The sequence below is a fragment of the Paeniglutamicibacter selenitireducens genome, from assembly GCF_051550675.1.
Classification (GTDB): Bacteria; Actinomycetota; Actinomycetes; order Actinomycetales; family Micrococcaceae; genus Paeniglutamicibacter.
In genome coordinates, this window is sequence record NZ_JBPULF010000008.1 from 70,000 (window position 1) to 90,684 (window position 20,685).

At 67.5% G+C, this 20,685-nt stretch carries 18 protein-coding genes and 1 tRNA gene; 10 read left to right on the forward strand and 9 right to left on the reverse strand.

The annotated features are described in order from the left end of the window. Positions 1-29 precede the first annotated feature (29 nt). Positions 30-1,355 (reverse strand): M20/M25/M40 family metallo-hydrolase, encoded by a 1,326-nt coding sequence (locus ACSYDW_RS14035; protein ID WP_438339351.1) that lies wholly within the window; start codon positions 1,353-1,355, stop codon positions 30-32. A gap of 145 nt (positions 1,356-1,500) precedes the next feature. Beyond that, positions 1,501-1,583, reverse strand: a tRNA-Leu gene (locus ACSYDW_RS14040). 355 nt (positions 1,584-1,938) lie between these two features. Here ACSYDW_RS14040 and ACSYDW_RS14045 point away from each other — a divergent pair. From ACSYDW_RS14045 to ACSYDW_RS14060, 4 genes are read left to right on the forward strand one after another with little or no spacing between them, the layout of a single operon-like run. Next, positions 1,939-3,225, forward strand: a complete 1,287-nt coding sequence (locus ACSYDW_RS14045) for a glycosyltransferase (protein ID WP_438339352.1) — start codon at positions 1,939-1,941, stop codon at positions 3,223-3,225. Continuing rightward, positions 3,222-3,707 carry a universal stress protein gene (locus tag ACSYDW_RS14050; RefSeq protein WP_438339353.1) on the forward strand — a complete coding sequence of 162 codons (486 nt, stop codon included), beginning with the start codon at positions 3,222-3,224 and terminating at the stop codon, positions 3,705-3,707. The genes ACSYDW_RS14045 and ACSYDW_RS14050 overlap by 4 nt, the downstream gene beginning before the upstream one ends. Next, a complete protein-coding gene (locus ACSYDW_RS14055; protein ID WP_438339354.1) occupies positions 3,707-4,144 on the forward strand; it encodes a fluoride efflux transporter FluC in 438 nt (145 codons plus the stop codon). Before ACSYDW_RS14050 ends, ACSYDW_RS14055 begins: the two co-directional genes overlap by 1 nt. Further along, entirely contained in the window at positions 4,141-4,518 is a 378-nt protein-coding gene (locus ACSYDW_RS14060) for a fluoride efflux transporter FluC (protein ID WP_438339355.1), read from the forward strand. Before ACSYDW_RS14055 ends, ACSYDW_RS14060 begins: the two co-directional genes overlap by 4 nt. A 120-nt stretch (positions 4,519-4,638) precedes the next feature. Here ACSYDW_RS14060 and ACSYDW_RS14065 read toward each other — a convergent pair whose 3' ends face one another. Genes ACSYDW_RS14065 through ACSYDW_RS14075 form a run of 3 tightly spaced genes read right to left on the reverse strand, consistent with a single transcriptional unit; the run spans position 4,639 to position 8,164 of the window. Further along, positions 4,639-5,517: a MaoC/PaaZ C-terminal domain-containing protein gene (locus tag ACSYDW_RS14065; RefSeq protein ID WP_438339356.1), complete on the reverse strand. Its 879-nt coding sequence runs from the start codon at positions 5,515-5,517 to the stop codon at positions 4,639-4,641. A 2-nt stretch (positions 5,518-5,519) separates the two neighbouring features. Then, positions 5,520-6,857 carry a 3-oxoacyl-ACP reductase gene (locus ACSYDW_RS14070; protein WP_438339357.1) on the reverse strand — a complete coding sequence of 446 codons (1,338 nt, stop codon included), beginning with the start codon at positions 6,855-6,857 and terminating at the stop codon, positions 5,520-5,522. Positions 6,858-6,859: 2 nt separating this feature from the next. After that, the gene (locus ACSYDW_RS14075) at positions 6,860-8,164 is read right to left on the reverse strand and encodes an acetyl-CoA C-acetyltransferase (protein WP_438339358.1); all 1,305 of its coding nucleotides are present in this window, start codon (positions 8,162-8,164) and stop codon (positions 6,860-6,862) included. Between the two features lie 69 nt (positions 8,165-8,233). Between ACSYDW_RS14075 and ACSYDW_RS14080 the strand changes: the two genes are divergently transcribed. The 3 genes from ACSYDW_RS14080 to ACSYDW_RS14090 all read left to right on the forward strand — a co-directional run bounded on the left by ACSYDW_RS14080 (position 8,234) and on the right by ACSYDW_RS14090 (position 12,130). Next, entirely contained in the window at positions 8,234-8,947 is a 714-nt protein-coding gene (locus ACSYDW_RS14080; RefSeq protein ID WP_438339359.1) for a TetR/AcrR family transcriptional regulator, read from the forward strand. 148 nt (positions 8,948-9,095) lie between these two features. Continuing rightward, positions 9,096-11,159, forward strand: coding sequence for an acyl-CoA dehydrogenase family protein (locus tag ACSYDW_RS14085; protein ID WP_438339481.1), 2,064 nt, complete (start codon positions 9,096-9,098; stop codon positions 11,157-11,159). A 146-nt stretch (positions 11,160-11,305) separates the two neighbouring features. Further along, a complete protein-coding gene (locus ACSYDW_RS14090; protein ID WP_438339360.1) occupies positions 11,306-12,130 on the forward strand; it encodes a PspA/IM30 family protein in 825 nt (274 codons plus the stop codon). Positions 12,131-12,243: 113 nt separating this feature from the next. On the opposite strand, the gene ACSYDW_RS14095 is transcribed toward ACSYDW_RS14090, so the two are convergent. From ACSYDW_RS14095 to ACSYDW_RS14105, 3 genes are all read right to left on the reverse strand, one after another. Further along, a complete protein-coding gene (locus ACSYDW_RS14095; protein WP_438339361.1) occupies positions 12,244-13,227 on the reverse strand; it encodes an aldo/keto reductase in 984 nt (327 codons plus the stop codon). 234 nt (positions 13,228-13,461) lie between these two features. Next, positions 13,462-14,994: a hypothetical protein gene (locus ACSYDW_RS14100; RefSeq protein ID WP_438339362.1), complete on the reverse strand. Its 1,533-nt coding sequence runs from the start codon at positions 14,992-14,994 to the stop codon at positions 13,462-13,464. Between the two features lie 282 nt (positions 14,995-15,276). Then, on the reverse strand, positions 15,277-15,747 hold the full coding sequence (locus ACSYDW_RS14105) for a hypothetical protein (RefSeq protein ID WP_438339363.1): 471 nt from the start codon (positions 15,745-15,747) through the stop codon (positions 15,277-15,279). 229 nt (positions 15,748-15,976) lie between these two features. Here ACSYDW_RS14105 and ACSYDW_RS14110 point away from each other — a divergent pair, with 229 nt between their 5' ends. From ACSYDW_RS14110 to ACSYDW_RS14120, 3 genes are all read left to right on the forward strand, one after another. Next, positions 15,977-16,684 carry a FadR/GntR family transcriptional regulator gene (locus tag ACSYDW_RS14110; protein ID WP_438339364.1) on the forward strand — a complete coding sequence of 236 codons (708 nt, stop codon included), beginning with the start codon at positions 15,977-15,979 and terminating at the stop codon, positions 16,682-16,684. Further along, positions 16,681-17,646: an asparaginase gene (locus tag ACSYDW_RS14115; protein WP_438339365.1), complete on the forward strand. Its 966-nt coding sequence runs from the start codon at positions 16,681-16,683 to the stop codon at positions 17,644-17,646. The genes ACSYDW_RS14110 and ACSYDW_RS14115 overlap by 4 nt, the downstream gene beginning before the upstream one ends. 69 nt (positions 17,647-17,715) lie before the next feature. Beyond that, positions 17,716-19,149: an aspartate ammonia-lyase gene (locus tag ACSYDW_RS14120; RefSeq protein WP_438339366.1), complete on the forward strand. Its 1,434-nt coding sequence runs from the start codon at positions 17,716-17,718 to the stop codon at positions 19,147-19,149. 35 nt (positions 19,150-19,184) lie between these two features. On the opposite strand, the gene ACSYDW_RS14125 is transcribed toward ACSYDW_RS14120, so the two are convergent. Further along, positions 19,185-20,654, reverse strand: a complete 1,470-nt coding sequence (locus ACSYDW_RS14125) for an FAD-dependent monooxygenase (protein WP_438339367.1) — start codon at positions 20,652-20,654, stop codon at positions 19,185-19,187. Positions 20,655-20,685: the final 31 nt, after the last annotated feature.

Here is a 20,685-nt window from a genome sequence, read left to right on the forward strand (position 1 = left end):
CCCGGAGATCGGTGTGTCGGACAGGGGTGTCAGTAGGTGGTGAGCAGGTCGCGCAGGACCCGCGTGCCGAATTTCAGGGAGTCGACAGGCACCCGCTCGTCGACCCCGTGGAACATCCCGGTGAAGTCGAGTTCCGCCGGAAGGCGCAGCGGGGCGAAGCCGTAGCCGGTGATGCCCAGGCGCGAGAGCGACTTGTTGTCGGTGCCGCCGGAAAGCATGTAGGGAAGCACCACCGCTTCCGGGTCCTCGCGGCCCAGCGCGGCAACCATGTGGTCGACGAGGTTGCCGGCGAACGGAACTTCCAGGGCCAGGTCCTGGTGGACCGAGCTCAGCTGGACGTCGGGGCCGGCGAGTTCGCGCAGCTTGGCGATGACTTCCTCGTGCTGCCCGGGCAGGGTGCGGACATCGATCAGCGCCTCGGCGGACCCCGGGATGACGTTGTGCTTGTATCCGGCGTTCAGCGCGGTGGGGTTCGAGGTGTTTTGCAGGGTTGCCCCGACGAAGCGTGCCACGTTGCCCAGTTCGTTGAGCAGCACCTGCGGGTTGTCGTCGGTGAACTCGATCCCTGTCATGGAGGAAACGCCTTCCAGGAAGGCCCGAGTGGTGTCCGTGTAGGAGATGGGCCAGTCGTGCTCGCCGATCCGGGTGACGGCGGCGGCGAGCCGCGTGACGGCGTTGGCGTCGTTGGTCTGCGAGCCGTGCCCGGCACGCCCTGCGGCAGTGAGCTTGAGCCAGGCGATTCCCTTTTCGGCGGTTTGCAGCAGGTAGGCACGCTTGCCGTCGATGGTGGCGGAGAACCCGCCGACCTCGCTGATCGCTTCGGTGGCGCCTTCGAAGAGTTCCGGGTGGTTCTCCACGAGCCATCGGGCGCCGTAGTCGCCGCCTGCCTCCTCGTCGGCGAAGAACGCGAAGACGAGGTCGCGTCGGGGACGGACTCCGTCTCGCTGCATCTCGCGCAGCACCGAGAGGATCATGGCATCCATGTCCTTCATGTCGACCGCCCCGCGGCCCCAGATCATGCCGTCCTTGATTTCGGCGCCGAACGGGTCCACCGACCATTCGTCCTTGAACGCCGGCACCACGTCCAGGTGGCCATGGACGATCAACGCAGGCAGAGACTTGTCGGTTCCTTCCATGCGGGCCACGACGCTTGACCGGCCGGGGGCCGATTCGACAAGCGTGGTTTCCAGCCCCACCTCCGACATGAGCGAGGCGACGTATTCGGCGGCCTTGCGCTCCCCCGGCCCTTCGTTGCCCCCGAAGTTGCTGGTGTCAATGCGGATCAGTGCCTGGCAGATGCCGGCGACTTCGTCCTCGGCGGCAATCCGCTGCGGGACGTTCTCTTCAGCTGACATGGTGGAATCTGCCTTTCACGCGGTGGATGACGACTTCAACCATATCGAGTTTCCGGCATGGCCGGCCATAACCCGACGCGTGGCGACATAAGGGGGACACGAGAAAACCCCTGGTCAGATTCTCATCTGACCAGGGGTTGATCTGTGCGAAGGAGGGGACTTGAACCCCCACCCACCTAAGTGGACTAGCACCTCAAGCTAGCGCGTCTACCATTCCGCCACCCTCGCTGGTGGCCGTCGAACCGGATCCGCTGTTCCGAAGAACTTTGTTTCCGTCGTTCGCAGCGAGATAAGACTCTAGCACGGCTTTGTTGAACACTCCAATTCGGGGACTCTCGGGGGCGAAAATGCCGTATTCACAAGGAATTTCGCGTCACTTTCGGGATTCGAACCGGCAATTCGGCGCAAAGTGTGGGAAGCGACACATCCCTTCTGGTTCTCCCGCCCGCCGAACCCGAGCGGGCATCATTTTCCTCCGCCCGGTGTTATTAGGATTAGCAGTGTCGCACCTGTTCCCGGGCCACCTCCCCCGACCGGGTGCATCACCCGAATCCCCCAGACATTCAGTAGGCGGCCCGCACCAATGTTCGATCCAACGACCCATCCCCGGCGCATCGCGATGGTCTCGCTGCACACCTCCCCGTTGGAGCAGCCCGGCTCGGGCGACGCCGGCGGAATGAATGTCTACATCCGCCACCTGGCCCTGGCACTGGCGAAGGACGGCGCTGTCGTCGACATCTTCACCCGCGGTTCCGCCGGCTCGAGGGCGACGGCCATGGCGCCCGGTGTCACGTGCCACGAGGTCCAGGGCGGGCCCGCGGACAAGCTCACCAAGGAGGAACTCGGCCACCACCTCGATGCATGCGCGGAGGCGATCCTCGAGTACGCCGCGGGATTCCCCGCCTACGACGTGATCCACTCGCACTACTGGATGTCGGGGATCGTCGGCCTGCGGCTTCGCGAAGCCTGGGGTGTCCCGCTGGTGCACACCATGCACACCATGGGCAAGGTCAAGAAGGCCTCGGCCAAGACCGAGGAACCCGGTTCCCGGATTGCGGCCGAGATGCTTCTCTGCGCACGGGCCGACCGCCTGACCGCCAACACCCCGGCTGAGGTCGCCGAACTTGTCGACTTGTACTCCGCGTCCGCAGAGCGGATCGACGTGGTGGCGCCGGGGGTGGACCTCGAAACTTTCAACCCCGGGGTGTGCGCCGAACGCACGGCTGCCCCCGACTCCCTGCGGGTGGTGTTCGCCGGTCGCCTCCAGAAGTTGAAGGGCCCGCAGATCCTGGTTCGTGCGCTGGGAATCCTGGCCCGCGAACGACCCGACCTCGACGTGAAGCTCTCCGTGATAGGCGCCAGGTCCGGTGCCAAGGAGCTGAACCTGCAACGCCTCGTCGAGACGGAGGCCGTGGAGCACCTGGTGCGATTCTCCCTGCCCATGCCGGCCGGGCACCTGGCCCGCGCGTTCCGCTGCGCCGACGTCGTGGCTGTCCCTTCCTACAGCGAGTCGTTCGGGCTGGTGGCCCTGGAGGCGCAGGCCTGCGGGACGCCGGTGCTTGCCCACCGGGTGGGCGGCCTTCCCTACGCTATCCAGGCAGGCGTCACGGGCATCCTGATCGAAGACACCGAACCGGGCTCCTGGGCACGAGAACTGGCCCGGCTGGCCGAGGACCCGAACCTGCGCCGCAGCCTGGGCGCCCAGGCTGCCACCTTCGCGGCGGCCCACGGCTGGGAGCAGACGGCCGCGGCGTCCCTGGTCTCCTACGACAGAGCCGCAACCCCCGGGTCCCGGACGCACCAGGGGGATCCACACGTCGCCCCCGCGGCAACACCGCCGGGCGAAAAGAGAGAAGGGCTTCGGCCATGAACAGCGCCCCCCGGCCGCAGGGTCCGGTCATCGTCGGCGTGGCGCCAGGTCAACCGCGCCGTGTCGTGGAACAGGCAGCGGACTTTGCCCTGCGTTTTGGCACCGAACTGGTGTGCGCGTACGTTGACCAGTCCCGCGTGCCGCTCCCCGGGGAATCCGGCGGGACCGGACGGTCCGCACCGATCGACCCCGATCCGGCCAACGGCGTCGTGGACGTCTTTGCGGCAGGATTGGACGCCGAGCTGCGGCAGGCGCTCGGTGGCTCGGGAGTCACCTGGCGGACCGTGACGCTGGCAGGAGAGGTTGCCGCAGCGCTGGGGCACCACGCCGAACGGATCGACGCGGCAATGATCGTCGTCGGGACCCACCGGCACTCGGCCGGCGGCAGCCTCCAGGAGTTCTTCAACCGCTCCGTGGCAACCCACCTGTCCCACCGGCAGGCCAGGCCCGTGGTGGTCATCCCGGCCCGGCAGGAGGATTGATGGGCGACGCCGCACGCCCCAACCACCTGAACCCGCGCCTGTGGGCCGTCGTGGCCCTCGGCGGCATGGCCGGGGCCGCGGCCCGCGAGGGCGTTACCCTGCTGGTGCCGGCGATACACGGAGTGCCCGTCGCCATTGCTGCCGTCAACATCTCCGGCGCCTTCCTGCTGGGCTTCCTCTATGAGGCGCTGACCCGCCCTGGGTTGCCCGGCCGCCGGGCAACCCGCCTGAAGCTGCTGCTGGGCACCGGCTTTTGCGGCGGATTCACGACCTACAGCGCCCTGGCCGTTGATGCCGTGCTGCTGGGCGCCGTGGGCCGGCCGGGCGCGGCCCTGCTCTACGTGGCCGGAACCGTGCTGGCGGGGGCCTGCGCCACCTGGGCGGGCATCGTCGCAGGTGCGCGCATCGGACGCAATCCCCGGGAGGAGCGCGCATGACGCCCTGGTTGTTCCTAGCGCTGGCGGCGGCCGGCGGCGTCGGTGCCGCGGCACGCTTCGCGGCCGACGGCTACATCCGGTCCAAGGCACCGGCCGGCTACCCCTGGCCGACGACCCTGATCAACGTCACGGGCTCACTGGTCCTGGGGTTCCTGGCCGGCCTGACCTTGGAGTCCCACCTCCCGGCCGAGCTCCTGCTGGTTTTGGGCACGGGATTCCTGGGCGGCTACACCACCTTCAGCACGGCCAGCTACGAGACCGTCCAACTCATCCGGGACCGCCGGTATGCCGCGGCGCTCGGCAACGGCGTGGGCATGGCCATCGCCGCCGTCGCCGCTGCCGGGGCGGGGTTGTGGCTCGGCGGCCTGTTCTAGCCGGCCGGCGCCAAGCCCCGGAGGCCGGGCCTCGTTGCGTCGTGGCGGAACTGCCTGCGGACACGCCACGGGTGCCCGCCCCCGAGGGAACCGGACACCCGTGGTGCACCAACGGTGGTGCTAGCTGCGCAGCACCGATCCGGCGAAGTGCGGTTTGCCGCTGCGTGCGCCCCAGCCGGCGAAAACGGTCCGGCGCTCCTCGTCGGCGAATGCGACATCCACCGTCGAGGGCAGGAACACCGGGGTGGAGAATTCGATGTCCCACGAGTAGCCCGCCCCGTGCGGTGCGGCACCTGCAAGCGCCCGGCCAGCAAGGTACATGCCGTGGGCGATGGCCCGCTTCATGCCCAGCGCTTTCGCGGCGGGCGTCCACAGGTGGATCGGGTTGTAGTCCCCGAGCACCGCGGCATAGTCGCGCCCTGTAGTGGCCGGCAGCGTCCAGGACCCGGTGCGCACCGGGGGCACGAACGCCTCCCGCTCGCTCTTCCCTCCCTGTGGCCGTTCCCCCGGCCAGACCCCGCGGGCCAGGTAGGTGGAGATCCCGCGCCACACGGTTTCCCCCTCCTCGCTCACCTCGGCCACCAGGTCCAGCTGCGTCCCGGCACGGTGTTCGCGCAAGTCCGCCGCGTAGGCGCGCACGTCCAGGGTTGCCGACGGGGACACCGGGCGCAGGTGCTCAACCCGGTTGGCCAGGTGAACCATGCCCAGCAGCGGGAGCGGGAAGTCGCCGCGCACCATCACCGACATGGCGACGGGGAAGGCCAGGCCGTGCACAAACACGCTGGGCAGTTCGTCGCGCACTGTGTCGCCCACCAGCCGCTGGTAGGCGACAAGCCTGTCGCGGTCGGCGCGGATCCCCGTCGCATGGTGCTCCACCTCGGGGATGGCCAACAGCGGGGAGCCTCCGCCGGGAAGCAGGCCCCTGGCCCGGGTGCCCAGCGCCTTGGCGTAGAGCGATCCCAGCGACGGGACCTGCGCGAGTTCCACGGTGCCGCGCATGCTCACGCACCCACCAGGGACTGCCCGCACACCCGCAGGGTGGAGCCGTTGATACCGGCCGCCGCGTCGGAGGCGAGGAAGCCAATGGCCTCGGCGACATCCACGGGCAGGCCGCCCTGCATGAGCGAGGGCATGAGCATGCGCGCCACGGTGCGGGTGGCCACCGGGATCTTCGCCGTCATCTCCGTCTCGATGAAGCCGGGGGCCACGGCGTTGATGCCGCCGCCCAGCGCGGCAAAGCCGGAGGCGCTGGCACGCACCATGCCGATCACCCCGCCCTTGGAGGCCGCGTAGTTGGTCTGCCCGCGGTTTCCGGCGATGCCGGAGGTGGAGGCCAGGGCGACGACCCGCAACCCCTCCAGACCCGCGCCAAGGAACGCCTCGTTCATCCGCAGCTGCGACTCGAGGTTTACGGCCACCACGGAGTTCCACCGTGCGGCGTCCATGTTGGCGAGCAGCTTGTCGCGCGTGATCCCGGCATTGTGGATCACGATGTCCAGTTTCCCGTGCCGGGACACTGCGTGGTCGATGATGACGGCGCCGGCGTCCTCGCGGGTGATGTCCAGCTGCAGGGCTGTCCCGGAGACCTGGTTGGCCACCTTGGCCAGCGCGTCCCCGGCCGCCGGGACGTCAACGAGCACCAGCGTCGCGCCGTCGCGCCGCAGCGTCCGGGCAATCGCCGCGCCGATGCCGCGCGCCGCACCCGTCACCACGGCGACCTTGCCGGCCAGCGGCTTCTCGAAGTCGGCGGGCAGCTCCCCGCCCTCCGAATCCACGTGCAGGAACTGGCCGTCGACGTAGGCGCTGCGCCCGGAGAGCAGGAAGCGCAGGGCAGCAAGCGCCGAGGGTGCCGTGGCGTCGATGCGCTCGCCGAGCACCACGCCGTTGGCCGTGGCCCCGCCGCGCAGTTCGCGGCCCAGGGAGCGCAGCGTCCCGTCGATTCCCTGGCGGACGGCTGCCTGTGCTGGCGCATCGGTGGCCAGGGCCGGTCGACTGAAGGAGACGACGCGCCCGCCCGGTGCCAGCTGGCGCAGCGCATGGCCTGCGGCAAGCATGGGTTCGGCGAGCTGGCCGGGGGTGGAGACCTCGTCGAGCATCAGCACGATCGCCCCGATCCTGCCCTCTCCCACGGCATGCCGGCGCACATCCAACCCCCAGCCAAGCATGGTGTCGGCCAGGCCCTGCGCGGAGGGAGAGTCGCCCAGCAGCAGCACGGGCCCGGGCACCAGCGGCGCGCCCGGGGTGTGCCGGCGAAGGATCGAGGGGCGCGGCAGGCCCAGGGTCTTGGCCAGGTTCTTGGTGAAGCCCGAGTTCACGAGTTCAAGGTACTTGTCGGCCATGCTCAGCGCGCCTCCAGGATCGCTACGACGCCCTGTCCGCCGGCGGCGCACACGGAGACCAGGCCGCGGCCCGAGCCCTTTTCGTGCAGCATCTTGGCCAGCGTGGCCACGATGCGCCCGCCGGTGGCGGCGAACGGGTGGCCGGCGGCCAGCGATGAGCCGTTGACGTTGAGCTTGGTGCGGTCGATGGCGCCCAGCGGCTCGTCGAGCCCCAACTTGTTCTTGCAGAAGTCCGCGTCTTCCCAGGCGGCCAGCGTGGCCAGCACGGTCCCGGCGAACGCCTCGTGGATCTCGTAGAAGTCGAAGTCCTGCAGGGTCAGGTTGTTGCGCTTGAGCATGCGCGCCACCGCGTAGGCCGGTGCCATGAGCAGGCCCTCGGCCCCGTGCACGAAGTCGACGGCTGCCGCCTCGAAGTCCACGAAGTTCGCGAGCATCGGCAGGTCGTTGGCGAGGGCGTACTCCTCGGAACCCAGCAGCACCACGGAGGCACCGTCGGTCAGCGGGGTGGAGTTTCCAGCGGTCATGGTCGCCGCCTCGCCCAGGTTCTTACCGAAGGCCGGCTTGAGGCTTGCCAGCTTCTCGATGGTCGAGTCGGCACGCAGATTGGTGTCGCGGCTGACCCCGGCGAACGGGGTGATCAGGTCGTCGAAGAAGTTGCGGTCGTAGGCCGCGGCAAGGTTCTTGTGGCTGGCCAGCGCCAGTTCGTCCTGGGCCTCGCGGGTGATGTCCCAGGCCTTGGTGGTCAACGCCTGGTGGTTGCCCATCGACAGGCCGGTGCGCGGCTCGCCGGTGCCCGGGGCGTTGGGCGCCAGGAAGCCCGGGCGGAACTTGCTCATGGCCTTGAGCTTGGCGCCGGTGGTGCGGGCGCGGGAGAGGTCCAGCAACATGGACCGCAGGCCCTCGGAGACGGCGATCGGCGCGTCGGACGTGGTGTCGACTCCGCCACCGATCGCGGACTCGATCTGCCCGAGCTTGATCTTGTTGGCCAGCGAGCCGATGGCCTCCATGCCCGTGGCGCAGGCCATCTGCACGTCGTAGGCGGGGGTCTCGGGGGAAAGCGATGTTCCCAGCACGGATTCACGCACCAGGTTGAAGTCCTTGGAGTGCTTGAGCACCGCGCCGCCGGCAACGGCGCCGATCCGCTGGCCCTGCAGGCCGAAGCGCGCCACCAGTCCGTCGATGGCCGCGGTGAACATGTCCTGGTTGCTGGCCTTGGCGTAGGCACCGTTTGAACGGGCAAAGGGAATGCGGTTGCCGCCGATGACGACGGCCGGGCGGACCTGTGGGGTGTCGGGCTGTGCAGACATGTAAAAACTCCTTGAGGAGAAATGTGAGATGCATTACTGATACCCAGCGTACCTGATACGCTGGGTATCGTGAACAACCAACCCGCCGGCGCGCCAGCGTCGCAACAGCTCGAAACCAGTGGCGATGGCCGCTCCGCACGATGGGATGCGCACCGCGCCGCCCGCCGGCTGGAGCTCATCAAGCTGGCCCGCCGCGCCATCCACCAGCTCGGGCCCAACGCCTCCATGGATGACATCGCCGCGCAGGCAAACACCAGCAAGTCGGTGTTCTACAGGTACTTCGGCGACAAGGACGGGCTGCGACACGCCGTTGGGGAATACGTCATCAAGAAGTTCCGTGCCGGGGTGATCGCCGCCGGACGCAACTCCAGCAACACCGGCGACGCGCTGCACGCAATGATGCTCGCCTACCTCCAGATGGCGGCAAACTCGCCGAACATCTACTTCTTTGTCACGGCCGGCCCGTCCACCGACGTGCTTACCGACCCGGCCGGCGTCGGCGGAAAGGTCCGCGACGGGGCCCTGAACGACTTCTTCGAGGAACTCACCTCGATGATGCGCGAGCGGATGCACTCCTACATGGGCATCGCCCCGGGCGAATCGGCCAGCCCGGCGCTTGAGCTCTGGCCGCGTGCCTCGATCGGCATGGTGCGCGCCGCCGGCGAACTGTGGCTCCGGGCCCCGGATGACGGCCAGCGGCCGGGCATCGAGGAACTGGCACGGAGCCTCACCGGGTGGCTGACCCACGGGGTCGCCCACCAGGCGGCCGCGGAAAGCCGATAGGGAATCCCGCAACCCTGCCGCCACGGCGGAACGCCAACGAAAGACCGCAAGACCCCCACGCAACACCCACGAAGGATCCACCGACAGGTCCCCCGCATGGCGAGGGCAGCACAACCGAAAGGCAAGTAAGCCAGTGACCCAGGAACAAATGACCCTCGACACCGCCGACGCCACCATCGATGTGGCGGCACTCGGCGAACAGCTGCTCGGCCGCTGGTCCGACATCCGCAAGCAGTCCCGCGCCCTGGCGGGCACCGAGGCCGTGCGCGGAACCCCGGGACTCGGCATGGATGCGCACCGTGAACGAGTCTTCGGGCAGCTCAAGGTGCTTGTGGATGCCGGTGCCGTGCACCGCGCTTTCCCGGAGCGTCTCGGCGGGCAGGACAACCACGGCGGATCCATCGCCAGCTTCGAGGAACTCGTCGTCGCCGACCCCTCGCTGCAGATCAAGGCCGGCGTCCAGTGGGGGCTCTTCGGCTGCGCAGTGCTGCACCTGGGCACCCAGGAACACCACGACAAGTGGCTGCCGGGCATCATGAGCCTGGAGATCCCCGGCGCCTTCGCCATGACGGAGATAGGGCACGGATCCGACGTCGCTTCCATCGGAACGACCGCCACCTATGACGCGGACACGCAGGAATTCGTCATCAACACCCCGTTCAAGGCCGCCTGGAAGGAATTCCTCGGCAACGCCGGCCTGCACGGCAAGGCCGCCGTGGTCTTCGCCCAGCTCATCACCGGCGGCGTCAACCACGGCGTGCATGCCTTCTACGTCGACATCCGCGATGAGAACGGCTTCCTGCCCGGCGTCGGCGGCCAGGACGACGGGCTCAAGGGCGGGCTGAACGGCATCGACAACGGTCGCCTGCACTTCACCAACGTGCGGATCCCGCGCACCAACCTGCTCAACCGCTATGGCAACGTCACGGAGGACGGAACCTACTCCTCGCCGATCCACTCCCCCGGCCGCCGCTTTTTCACCATGCTCGGCACCCTGGTCCAGGGGCGCGTCTCGCTGGACGGGGCGGCAACCGCAGCCTCAAAGGTCGCCCTGCAGGTCGCCGTCACCTACGCCAACCAGCGCCGCCAGTTCAACGCCTCCTCGGACACCGTCGAGGAAACGCTCATGGACTACCAGCGCCACCAGCGCCGGCTGATCCCGCGCCTGGCCCGCACCTACGCCGCATCCTTCGCCCATGAGGAACTGCTGGCCAAGTTCGACGGGGTCTTCTCCGGCGCCACCGACACGGACGAGGACCGCCAGGACCTTGAGACCTTCGCCGCGGCACTGAAGTCCCTGAGCACCTGGGATGCCCTGGACACCCTGCAAGAATGCCGCGAGGCCTGTGGCGGCTCCGGTTTCATCGCGGAGAACCGCTTCACCCAGCTGCGCGCCGACCTCGACATCTACGTCACGTTCGAGGGCGACAACAACGTGCTGCTGCAGCTTGTCGGCAAGCGCCTGCTGACCGACTACGGCCAGGAATTCCGAGAGCTCAACGCCGGCGTGCTGGCACGCTACGTCGTCAAGCACGCCGAAAACGTCGCGCTGAACCGCTCGGGGCTGCGCTCGGTCGCCCAGGCCGTCGCCGACACCGGGTCCGAGCGCAAGAGTGCGAACTTTTTCAAGGACGAGGCAAACCAGCGCGCGCTGCTCACCGACCGCGTCAACAGCATGGTCGGCGAAATCGCCGACTCGCTGCGCGGGGTCCCGGCCAAGGACCGCGCCAAGGGCGCCGCAGCGTTCAACTCCCACCAGGACGAGCTGATTGCCGCGGCCCGTGCACACGGCGAACTGCTGCGCTGGGAGGCCTTCACGAGGGGCATCGCCGAGACCACCGACACCGGAACCCGTACGGTCCTCACTTGGCTGCGCGACGTATTCGCCCTGACCCTCATCGAGGAAAACCTGGGTTGGTACCTGATGAACGGCCGGCTGTCCATGCAGCGTGCGCGCACCCTCTCGGGCTACGTCAACATCCTGCTCGAACGCCTGCGTCCGCACGCCCAGGACCTCGTGGATGCCTTCGGCTACGGTCCGGAGCACCTGCGTGCGGCCATCGCCTGCGGCGGAGAAGCCGAACGCCAGGACGAGGCCATGGAGTACTACCGCCGGCTGCGCGCCAGCGCCGACGCACCGGTGGATGAAAAGGTGCTGATCGCCCGCCAAAAGGCCGCCAAAAAGGCAGCCCACCAGGGGTCCCGGAAGTAGTCTCAGGCACCGCATGATCAACGCGGGCCCGTGTTTCCTGTTCTCGATCGCGAAACGGCGAAAGTGGAAACACGGGCCCCTCCATTCATCACGCCGACCTCCCGTCGCATAGAGTTAATGACTGCGGCACTTGAAAGGGAGCACCCATGGCGAAGAACTCGATATTTTCCCGAATGTTTAAGATCGGCAAGTCAAACGCAAACGCTGCGTTGGACGCGCTCGAGGACCCACAAAAGATGTTGGACCAGTCGGTACGCGACTACACCAACAACATCGCCGAGGCCGAGGCCGCCGTGGCCCAGACGATCGGAAACCTGCGCATGCAGGAGGACGACTACAAGAAGGCACTGCAGGAAGCCGAACAGTGGGGCGGCAAGGCCCTTGCGGCATCGAACAAGGCCGAGGAATTCGTGGCTGCCGGCGACTCGGCCAACGCCCAGAAGTTCAACCAGCTCGCAACCGTGGCCATCCAGCGCCAAATGGCCAGCGAAAAGACGGCCCGCAACCTGGAGCCTGCCATCACGTCGCAGCGCCAGGTCGTGGAGCAGCTCAAGACCGGCCTGACCACCATGAAGACCAAGCGGCAGGAACTCGTGTCCAAGCGCGACGAGCTCGTGGCCCGCGCCCGCAACGCCAAGACCCAGGGCCAGATGATGGACGCAGTCAAGGCACTGGACTTGAGCGACCCGACCTCCGAAATCGGCCGCTTCGAGTCAAAGATCCGCGCCGACGAGGCAAAGGTGCGCGGCGCCGCCGAAATCGCGGCGTCCTCCCTCGACTCGCAGTTTGCCGCACTCGAGGACCTCGGAGAAAGCACCGAAATCGAGGCACGTCTCGCCGCCATGAAGGCCGGCAGTAACATCCTTGACGAAGCACCGGCCACCCCCGCGGTCGAGGCAGCGGCACCCGCGGTTTCGGAAATCGAGGCGCGTCTGGCGGCCATGAAGAAGAACAACGCCCAGGGCGTCTAACCAGCCGACCACGGCAGGGCCCATCGAGCCGCGCGCGGCTCAGGCACCACGGATCCCCGTCTCCAGGTCTCGACCCGGAGACGGGGATCCGCTTTTTGGGGCCCGCCGTACCCTCAGAGGTAGGTCGACCTCATGCCCGCCTCGTCATAGCGGGCACCTTGCACCGCGCCGCCCGGGATGATCGAGGACAGCTCCGCGATCTCGGCGGCATCCAATTCAAAATCCGCCGCCGCCACGTTCTCTTCCAGGTAGCTCCGGCGCTTCGTGCCGGGAATGGAAACCACACCCTGGGCCTGGACCCAGGCCAGCGCCAACTGCGATGGGGTTGCGCCTTTGCCTTCCGCCATCCTCCGCACCAGATCCACCAGCTTGAGGTTTTCCCCGAAATTCGCGTGGCTGAATCGCGGGGAATGCCGCCGGAAGTCATCCTCGGCGAAGTCCGAGATCTTCGTGATGGCGCCGGAGAGGAAACCGCGCGAAAGCGGCGAGTAGGCAACGAAACCAATACCCAGCTCCCGCACCGTCTCGAGCACGCCGTTTTCCTCAGGGGAACGCTCGAAGAGCGAGTATTCGGTCTGCACGGCGGTTACCGGATGCACGGCGTGGGCACGCCTGATGGTTTCGGGTGCCGCTTCCGACAATCCGATGTACCGGATCTTCCCCTCTTGCACGAACCCGGCCAGGGCACCCACGGTCTCCTCGATCGGGATCCTTGGATCGACTCGGTGCAGGTAGTACAGGTCGATGACGTCCGTCCCGAGGTTCACCAGCGACCGCTCGAGCGCCTTGCGTGCGTATTCGGGGCTGCCATTGACAGGGCCGAAGGTGCCGTCATCGTAAATCTCCCGCGCAAACTTCGAAGCGATGGCGATCTCCCCGCGACGGGCCCCCAGCACCCGGCCGATGAGCCGCTCGTTGAGGAATGGGCCGTAGATTTCCGCTGTGTCGATGAGCGTTACGCCCAAGTCCACGGCCCGGTGCAGCGTGGCCGCGGATTCCTCGTCGTCCCGCGCTCCGTAGAATGCGCTCATGCCCATGGCCCCGAGCCCTTGAACGGAAACTGCCAGTCCCTGGCTGCCCAATGCGACTTGTTTCATGTTTTGCCCACCTTAGAGTCGGAACATCAACCATGCCGGTGCAGGGCGCCTTCAATCGAGCACCGTGGACGTTGCCCTGCGGAACACGTCAACACCCAGCATGCGCCGCCCGCCGCACATCGTGTCAAGTCCCCGGCGTGGAAACCCGTCCAGCCCCCGGCGCAACGCTGCGTCCCGGGACCCGGGACGCTGGGTCCCGGGGATTCATCCTGGGCCCTGTTGCCCAACCACTGGCTATTTGATCCTGATCTTGGCAACGACCATGTGGTGATCCGAACCGTGGCGGGAAACGATCTTGCCCTTCTTGATGGTGACGACGTTCTTGTAGGAGACGGTGCCCGAAATGTTCTTGGTCATGATGTAGTCGATGCGCCCGTAGGTAGACCCCATGGTCGAACCAGTGCCTTGGCTTGTTGTGGCGCGCATGTAGTTGGTGCGTTTGGCGCTCGAGGCAGTGTCCGTCCAGCCGGTCTTCAACAGCGTTGTGTGGGGGCTGTTTGGTCCGTCGTAGTAGCTCGAGTTGAAATCGCCTCCGGTCACGATCGGCAGATTCTTCTTGTTGATCTTTCCGAGTGTGGCGTTGATGAGCTCAGCGCTCGAGGCCATGGAAGTCTTCCCGGTCTGTGGCAGTTTCGGGGAGATGTGTACGGAGACCGCATAGAACTGCTTGCCCGTTTTCTTCGACTGGAGCAGGACCCATGCCGCTCCCCGCCGGTCTTCACCCTTGGCATGAGGGATCTTGAAGACCCCGTGCTTGAGGGACTTGAACTTTGCCTTCTTGTAGGCCACGCGGTTGGAGTATTGCGCGGATCCAGGTTTCTCGGGTTTGCGTTCCAGCACATATCCCTGGGATTTCAAGCGCTTCGACAGCTCGCCCATGCTCTGGGCCTTGGTCCTGCTGCCGGGGATGCGCTGGTTCAGGCCCTCCTGGATCAGGATCACGTCCGGGTTCTCGGCCTTGATGGTGTCCATGTGGATCTTCACCCTGGTGTTCCAATGCGCGCGCTTGGCCCCGGGGACGATGCAAGTGGCGCACATGAGATTCTGGGATGCAACGGTGACCAGTTCACCTCCGGACAACCTGGGAGCCGCCGGGTAGGCCGCTATCCGGCGGGCGGTACGCGTGTGGTACCCCTTGTTGTGGGCCTGGACCTGGACGAATGTGGGCATGCCCGAGCGGGAACCGTTCTTCAGGTCATGTACCGTGAAGCCGGTACCTTTGATGTTTGTGAAGACGCGCCGGTTCTTTTTCAGGCTGACATCGTCCGCCACTACGACCGAGTAGTGGGTCGTGTTGGAGGTTTTGTTCCAGTTGATCGTGATGCTGTCCTCTCCCCCTCGCGTCTTGACGCTGGAGAAGGAGCCCGGAAAGAGCGCACGTGTGGTGGCGGTGGCCGTTTCAGACCAGGCCGAAAGTTCGTAGACGCCAGCCGGGGCCTTTGGAGCATGCGTGCGAACCCGGTACTGGAAGTAGTACCTCGTGCCGTTGTCGAGTCCCCCGATGGTCCGACTTTCGTACTTGGCCTCGATCCTTGCGTCCTTGAAGTCCGGACGAATGGAATATCTGACTTCATAGCTGTGCGCGCCCTGCTGCTTTGGCCATGCCAGGTGCACCGAAACGGAAGTCACACCCGAAATGTCCGGCCTGCCCACGATGTTGGCTTGCACGGCCGCAGGGACCTCCGTGGCGATGGCCGGTGAATACGGACCACCGATCGACAGGCCCAGGGCCAGGATTGCGGAGGCCATCTTGATTGGCACGAGCATGAATTGTTCCCTTGTTCGGATTTCCCTTGATACTAATCAGCCATGCAAAGGGAATAGTTTCCGACACGCTCGCTCCGGGAATGTTGCAGTTGGACGCAACCTGGACGTTGGCTGGCAAGGGACGGGGTTTCATTCGGAAGGCAAGCGTGCGGCTCGGACAACGCCTTTTCGGGGCCCCATCAAGGGCAGCAGGCAAGCACCGGAGATGTCACCTGGCAAGGCCGTCCCCCACCCCACTTGTGCAGCACCGCACTGAAACGAACGACCCTTCGACCTGATCGCCTATCCGGGCGCCACCGAGTCCTCAACGAACGGGACCTTTGCGACATACTGCTGGTACAGCTTGACTGCTTCCGGAAGCGGCAACTGGCCGAAATCGAGCAGCGTTTCAAGACCCTCAAGCTCGGCGCTGCAGGTTTCCGCCGCTGTGACGCGTCCGTTCAGGTCACGGGAGTTGCTGAGGTTGGTGGCCACCGCCGCTGCGACGGATAGCAGCATGGCTGCGAGGCACAGCACCCGCCAGACTGTCGAGCTGTCCTCGAAACCCAGCCGACCCTGAACGCTGGCCGTGAAGGACTCGCCACCGATCGCGGGACCCGCAGTCATCACGGCCGCAATGGCGCTGCCGACAACGCTGAGGTTTGCCAGGCGGTTGCGCCGCGGGTGCGCACGGCCCAGGAACCTTGAAATGGCGGCTCGCTTCGCCTCGATGCGCGCCGAGAGCTGTTGCCGTACGCCGGTTTCGTCGTCCATGACCGTTCTCCTGCCGGACTGCGGTAGACCATCGGAAGCGCGCCCACCAAGCCAGTCTAGGCGCTGCGAATTCAAGCATATGCCTGGCTCGAGTGCACCGACAGTCCTTGTCAGCACACGGGGCACCGGAACATCCAAGCCTCGTTTCACCGGCCCATTTCGAGGTGCCTTCCCGGGTTCATGTCGCTCGTTTTGACAGCGTTTTGGACGGCGTGGAATAGTCAAAACCATGAACCTGTCAGACAGCCGGACAGCCAGGGAACCGACGGTCGTCCGTACGAGTGCCGCCGAAGCGGTGTTCCTGTCAATTCGCCGGTCCATCGAATCCGGGGAAATGCCGGTCGGCGGCAAACTCGGCTCGGAAGCGGCCCTCGCCGCACAATTCGGGGTCAGCCGATCCGTGGTCCGCGAGGCCCTGCGCTCCGCGGCAGCCCTGGGCCTGACCGAAACCAAGACCGGCAAGGGCACCTACGTCCTCGCCAACCACGCCGCCGGCGACCTGCTGCTCGGCAGGTTCTCGGCCCGGAGCCTCATGGAAGCGCGCCCCCACATCGAGGTTCCTGCGGCCGAACTGGCCGCGGTTCGCGCCACCGCCGAGCAGCTGGGCGAGATGCGCCGGATGCTCGAGGCCATGGAGGACGAAGCCGATCCAGGGACCTGGGTCGCACTTGATGCCGCGTTCCATGCGGCAATTGCCCGCGCGAGCGGAAACGGCGTCTTCGAACGGGTCGTCAACGACATCCGTGAGGCCCTGGTGAACCAGTCGGCGACCATCAACCTCATCACGGGCCGCCAGCACCCCTCCCATGCCGAGCACCGCCACATCCTCGCAGCCATCGAATCCGGCGACGCCGTCGCCGCCGGACGGGCGATGGCCTCACACCTGACAGCAGTGGACGAAGCACTGACCTTGATCCTTGGAGCAACCGACGCATGATTCCCGCAGCCTTTCCCGCCCACGCCCCGCTCGCCGCGCAGACCCGCGGTGCAACCGTCGAAAGCATCCACCACGGATCCCTCGTGGCCCTGGCGTCCAGCGGGGATGTGGTCCTCACACGCGGGGAGCCGTCGGCCCCGGTGTATCCGCGTTCGGCATTGAAGCCCCTCATCGCCGTCGCCCTGCTGCGCGCGGGTGTTGGGCTGTCATCCGAACAACTCGCACTGGCCGCAGCCAGCCATTCGGGCGGCTCCCGGCACCGCGAACTGGCCGCCGAAATCCTCGCAGACGCCGGACTTCAGCCCGACGCCCTGCGGAATTCAACGGACCTGCCCTACGGAGCGCCCGAACGGCACGACTGGATCCGGTGCGGGAACGGCCCCACCCAACTGGCCCAGAACTGCTCGGGCAAGCACGCGGCGATGCTCGCGGCCTGCGTGCACAACGGCTGGCCGCTGGAAACCTACCTGGAACACACCCATCCCCTGCCAACGCTCGTCCGCGAGGTCATCGAAGAGCTGACCGGCGAACCCACCACCCGGCTGAGCACCGACGGCTGCGGCACCGAGGTCTTCGCGCTCTCGCTCACCGGCATGGCACGCGCCTTCCGGACGTTGGTGACGGCACCCGCCGGGACTGCCGAACACCGGGTGGCCAGCGCGATGCGCGCCCACCCGGAACTCGTCGCGGGCCACGGGCGCGACGTTACGGCACTCATGGGCGCAGTCCCCGGGCTGCTGGCCAAGGACGGCTTCGAGGGAATCCAGCTGATCGCACTGGCCGACGGGTCCGCCGTGGCCCTGAAAATCGCCGATGGCTCGGACCGCGCACGGATGCCCGCGGCCGTCCCCGCCCTGCTGGCACTGGGTGTCGATGCGGGATCGCTGGAACCCTTCAACAACATCCCCGCCCTGGGCGGCGGCCGCCCTGTCGGCGCCCTCTACGGGCTTCCCCTGTCCTGATCCGGCAGCGCCCGCGCCTACCGCCCACGCACAACGTCCACCCACCGCGACACCCGGGAGAAACACGCCATGACCGAAACCACCACCGCCCTGCCCGACGAACTGCTCGTGGCCGTGCGCAGCGAACACGACCTGATCGGCGACCGGGACATCCCCGCCGACGCCTACTGGGGAGTCCACACGCTGCGCGCCGTGGAGAACTTCCCGATCACCGGGCAGCCGCTGTCCACCAACGCGCACCTGGTGGTCGCCCTCGCCATGGTCAAGCAGGCCGCGGCCCAGGCGAACCGGGAGCTGGGCCTGCTCGATGACGCCCGTGCCGACGCGATCATCGCCGCCTGCCGGGAGATCATCGGCGGCAAGCTGCACGACCAGTTCGTGGTCGACGTGATCCAGGGCGGCGCCGGCACCTCCTCGAACATGAACGCGAACGAGGTCATCGCCAACCGCGCGCTGGAGATCATGGGCCACGCCAAGGGCGAGTACCGGTACCTGCACCCCAACGACCACGTGAACCTCAGCCAGTCCACCAACGACGTGTATCCCACGGCGGTGCGCGTTGCGACGATCTTCGGCGCCACCTCCCTGGTTGCCGCCATGGAACACCTTGGTGCGGCGTTCGCCGCCAAGGCGGTGGAGTTCCGCACCGTGGTGAAGATGGGACGCACCCAGCTGCAGGACGCCGTCCCGATGACCCTGGGTCAGGAATTCAACGCCTACGCCGTCACCCTGGGCGAGGACCGCGCCCGCCTGGCCGAATCCACGCTGCTCATCCACGAGATCAACCTGGGCGCCACGGCCATCGGCACCGAGCTGAACGCGCCTCGCGGCTACTCCGCGCTGGCCTGCACGCACCTGGCCGCGATCTCCGGGCTGAGGCTGGAGACGGCCTTCGACCTGATCGAGGCCACGGCCGACGTGGGCGCCTTCGTGCACCTTTCCGGCGTGCTCAAGCGCGTGGCCGTCAAGCTCTCCAAGGTCTGCAACGACCTGCGCCTGCTCTCCTCCGGCCCGCGCGCCGGGCTCGGCGAGATCAACCTGCCGGCGGTGCAGTCCGGCTCCTCGATCATGCCCGGCAAGGTGAACCCGGTGATCCCCGAGGTCGTGAACCAGGTGGCCTACGAGGTCATCGGCAACGACGTGACAATCACGATGGCCGCCGAGTCCGGGCAGCTGCAGCTGAACGCCTTCGAGCCGATCATCGTGCACAGCCTGACCAAGTCGATGCGCCACCTGGAGGCCGCGTGCCTCACGCTGGCCGACAAGTGCATCGTCGGCATCACAGCACACGAGGACAAGCTGCGGGCCCAGGTGGAGAACTCGATCGGCCTTGTCACGGCGCTGACAGTCCAGCTGGGCTACGCCGCCTCCACGAAGATCGCCATGGAGGCGCTGGCCACCGGGCGCGGGGTGGCCGAACTGGTCCTCGAGCACGGGTTGCTCACCGCCGGGGAGCTGGACGAGCTGCTGCGCCCCGAGCGGCTGGCCAACCTCAGCGAGTAGCCCCGGTCGCTCCCGGCGCCGGCATCAGGCCGTCGTCATGCCGGTCCGCCGAACCAGGCGGCCAGCGCCTCCGCCAGGCCGCCATCGGTTCCGAGCCCCACCCACGCGACGTACCCGTCCGGGCGGACGAGCACGGCGGCGGGCGGCCGGACCTCGCCGATGACCGGCAGCACCCAGGGCCCGCGGTACTCGGCATCGAGACGGCGGACCCGGGCGGGCAAGGACATGCGGGCGAGGTGCCCCGGTGCGCCGAGGTTCAGCAGCAGCGGCCGGGCATCGTGCAGCATCCCGTATACGCGGGCTGGCCCCGCCGCGGTCCCGAGGTCCAGGTCCGGCATGCGGCGCCCCAGCAGCGGGTGGCCCGTGCCGGATTCACCGGCCGTGCCGTCGTAGGTGATGTCCAGCCCGTGGATCAGCGCGGCAACGTGCCGGCGCGGCTGGTCCATCGCCATGAGTTCCCCGACTGCCTCCCGGAGCGCCGCGGTGCGTGGGTCGTTGCGTTGCAGCGCCGTCTGCGCCATGGAGTGCTTCAGCGCGCGGGCGCCGACCGGGTGGCGCTCGGCGTGGTAGGTGTCCAGCAGCGATTCGGGCGAGGTTCCGCGGAGCACCTGCGCAAGTTTCCAGCCGAGGTTGACGGCGTCCTGCACGCCCAAGCCGATCCCCTGGCCGCCGGCGGGATAGTGCACGTGGGCGGCGTCACCGACCAGCAGCACCCGGCCCTTGCTGTAGCTCGCCGCCTGCCGGGTGGCGTCGGTGAACCGGGAGACGGAGGCCGGTGAGTGGACCCCGAAGTCGGTCCCGTAGGCGGCGCGGAGGGCCGCCGACAGCTCCGCAAGGCCCGGTTCCTCCCGAGGCCCGATCCCGCGCTCCGTGGTGATCACGCGGTATCGGCGCCCGTCGGCCAACGGGGTGAAACCGTGGACGCCCGCCTCGTCGAGCAGCATGCCGGCCGGTGGTTCCCCGGATACCTCCACCTCGGCGACGAGGTTGCTGCGGGTGGCCTCGGTGCCGGGGAAGCCGATGCCCGCGAGTTTCCGGACCCGGCTCCTGCCGCCGTCGGCACCCACCAGGTAGCGAGCCCGGGCCGTGCCGCCGTCCGCCAGCCCGACGTCGACCCCTGCGGCGTCCTCCGTGAAGCCGACGACCTCCTTGCCGTAGTGCACCGACACCCCGAGCCCCTCGACCCAGGCCTCGAGGATCGGCTGGAACTGGCTTTGCCACAGGGCCAGGCCGTAGGGATGGCGGGTCGGGAAGTCGCCGATGTCCAGCACGGTGGACCCGAAGCGCGCTGTCTGGGCCGTGGTTCCGGCGGCCAGGAAGGGCCCGGCGATCCCCCGCTGGTCAAGGACCTCGAGGGTGCGGCAGTGGATGCCCCCGGCGCGGGATGCGGCCAGCCCCTTCTCCGGACGCCGCTCCATGACTGCCACGTCGATTCCGGCCAGCGCCAGCTCCCCGGCGAGCATCAACCCCGACGGGCCGCCGCCCGCGATGACCACTTCAGGCATGTTTCCCCCCGCTCCGCCATGGGCCCCACCG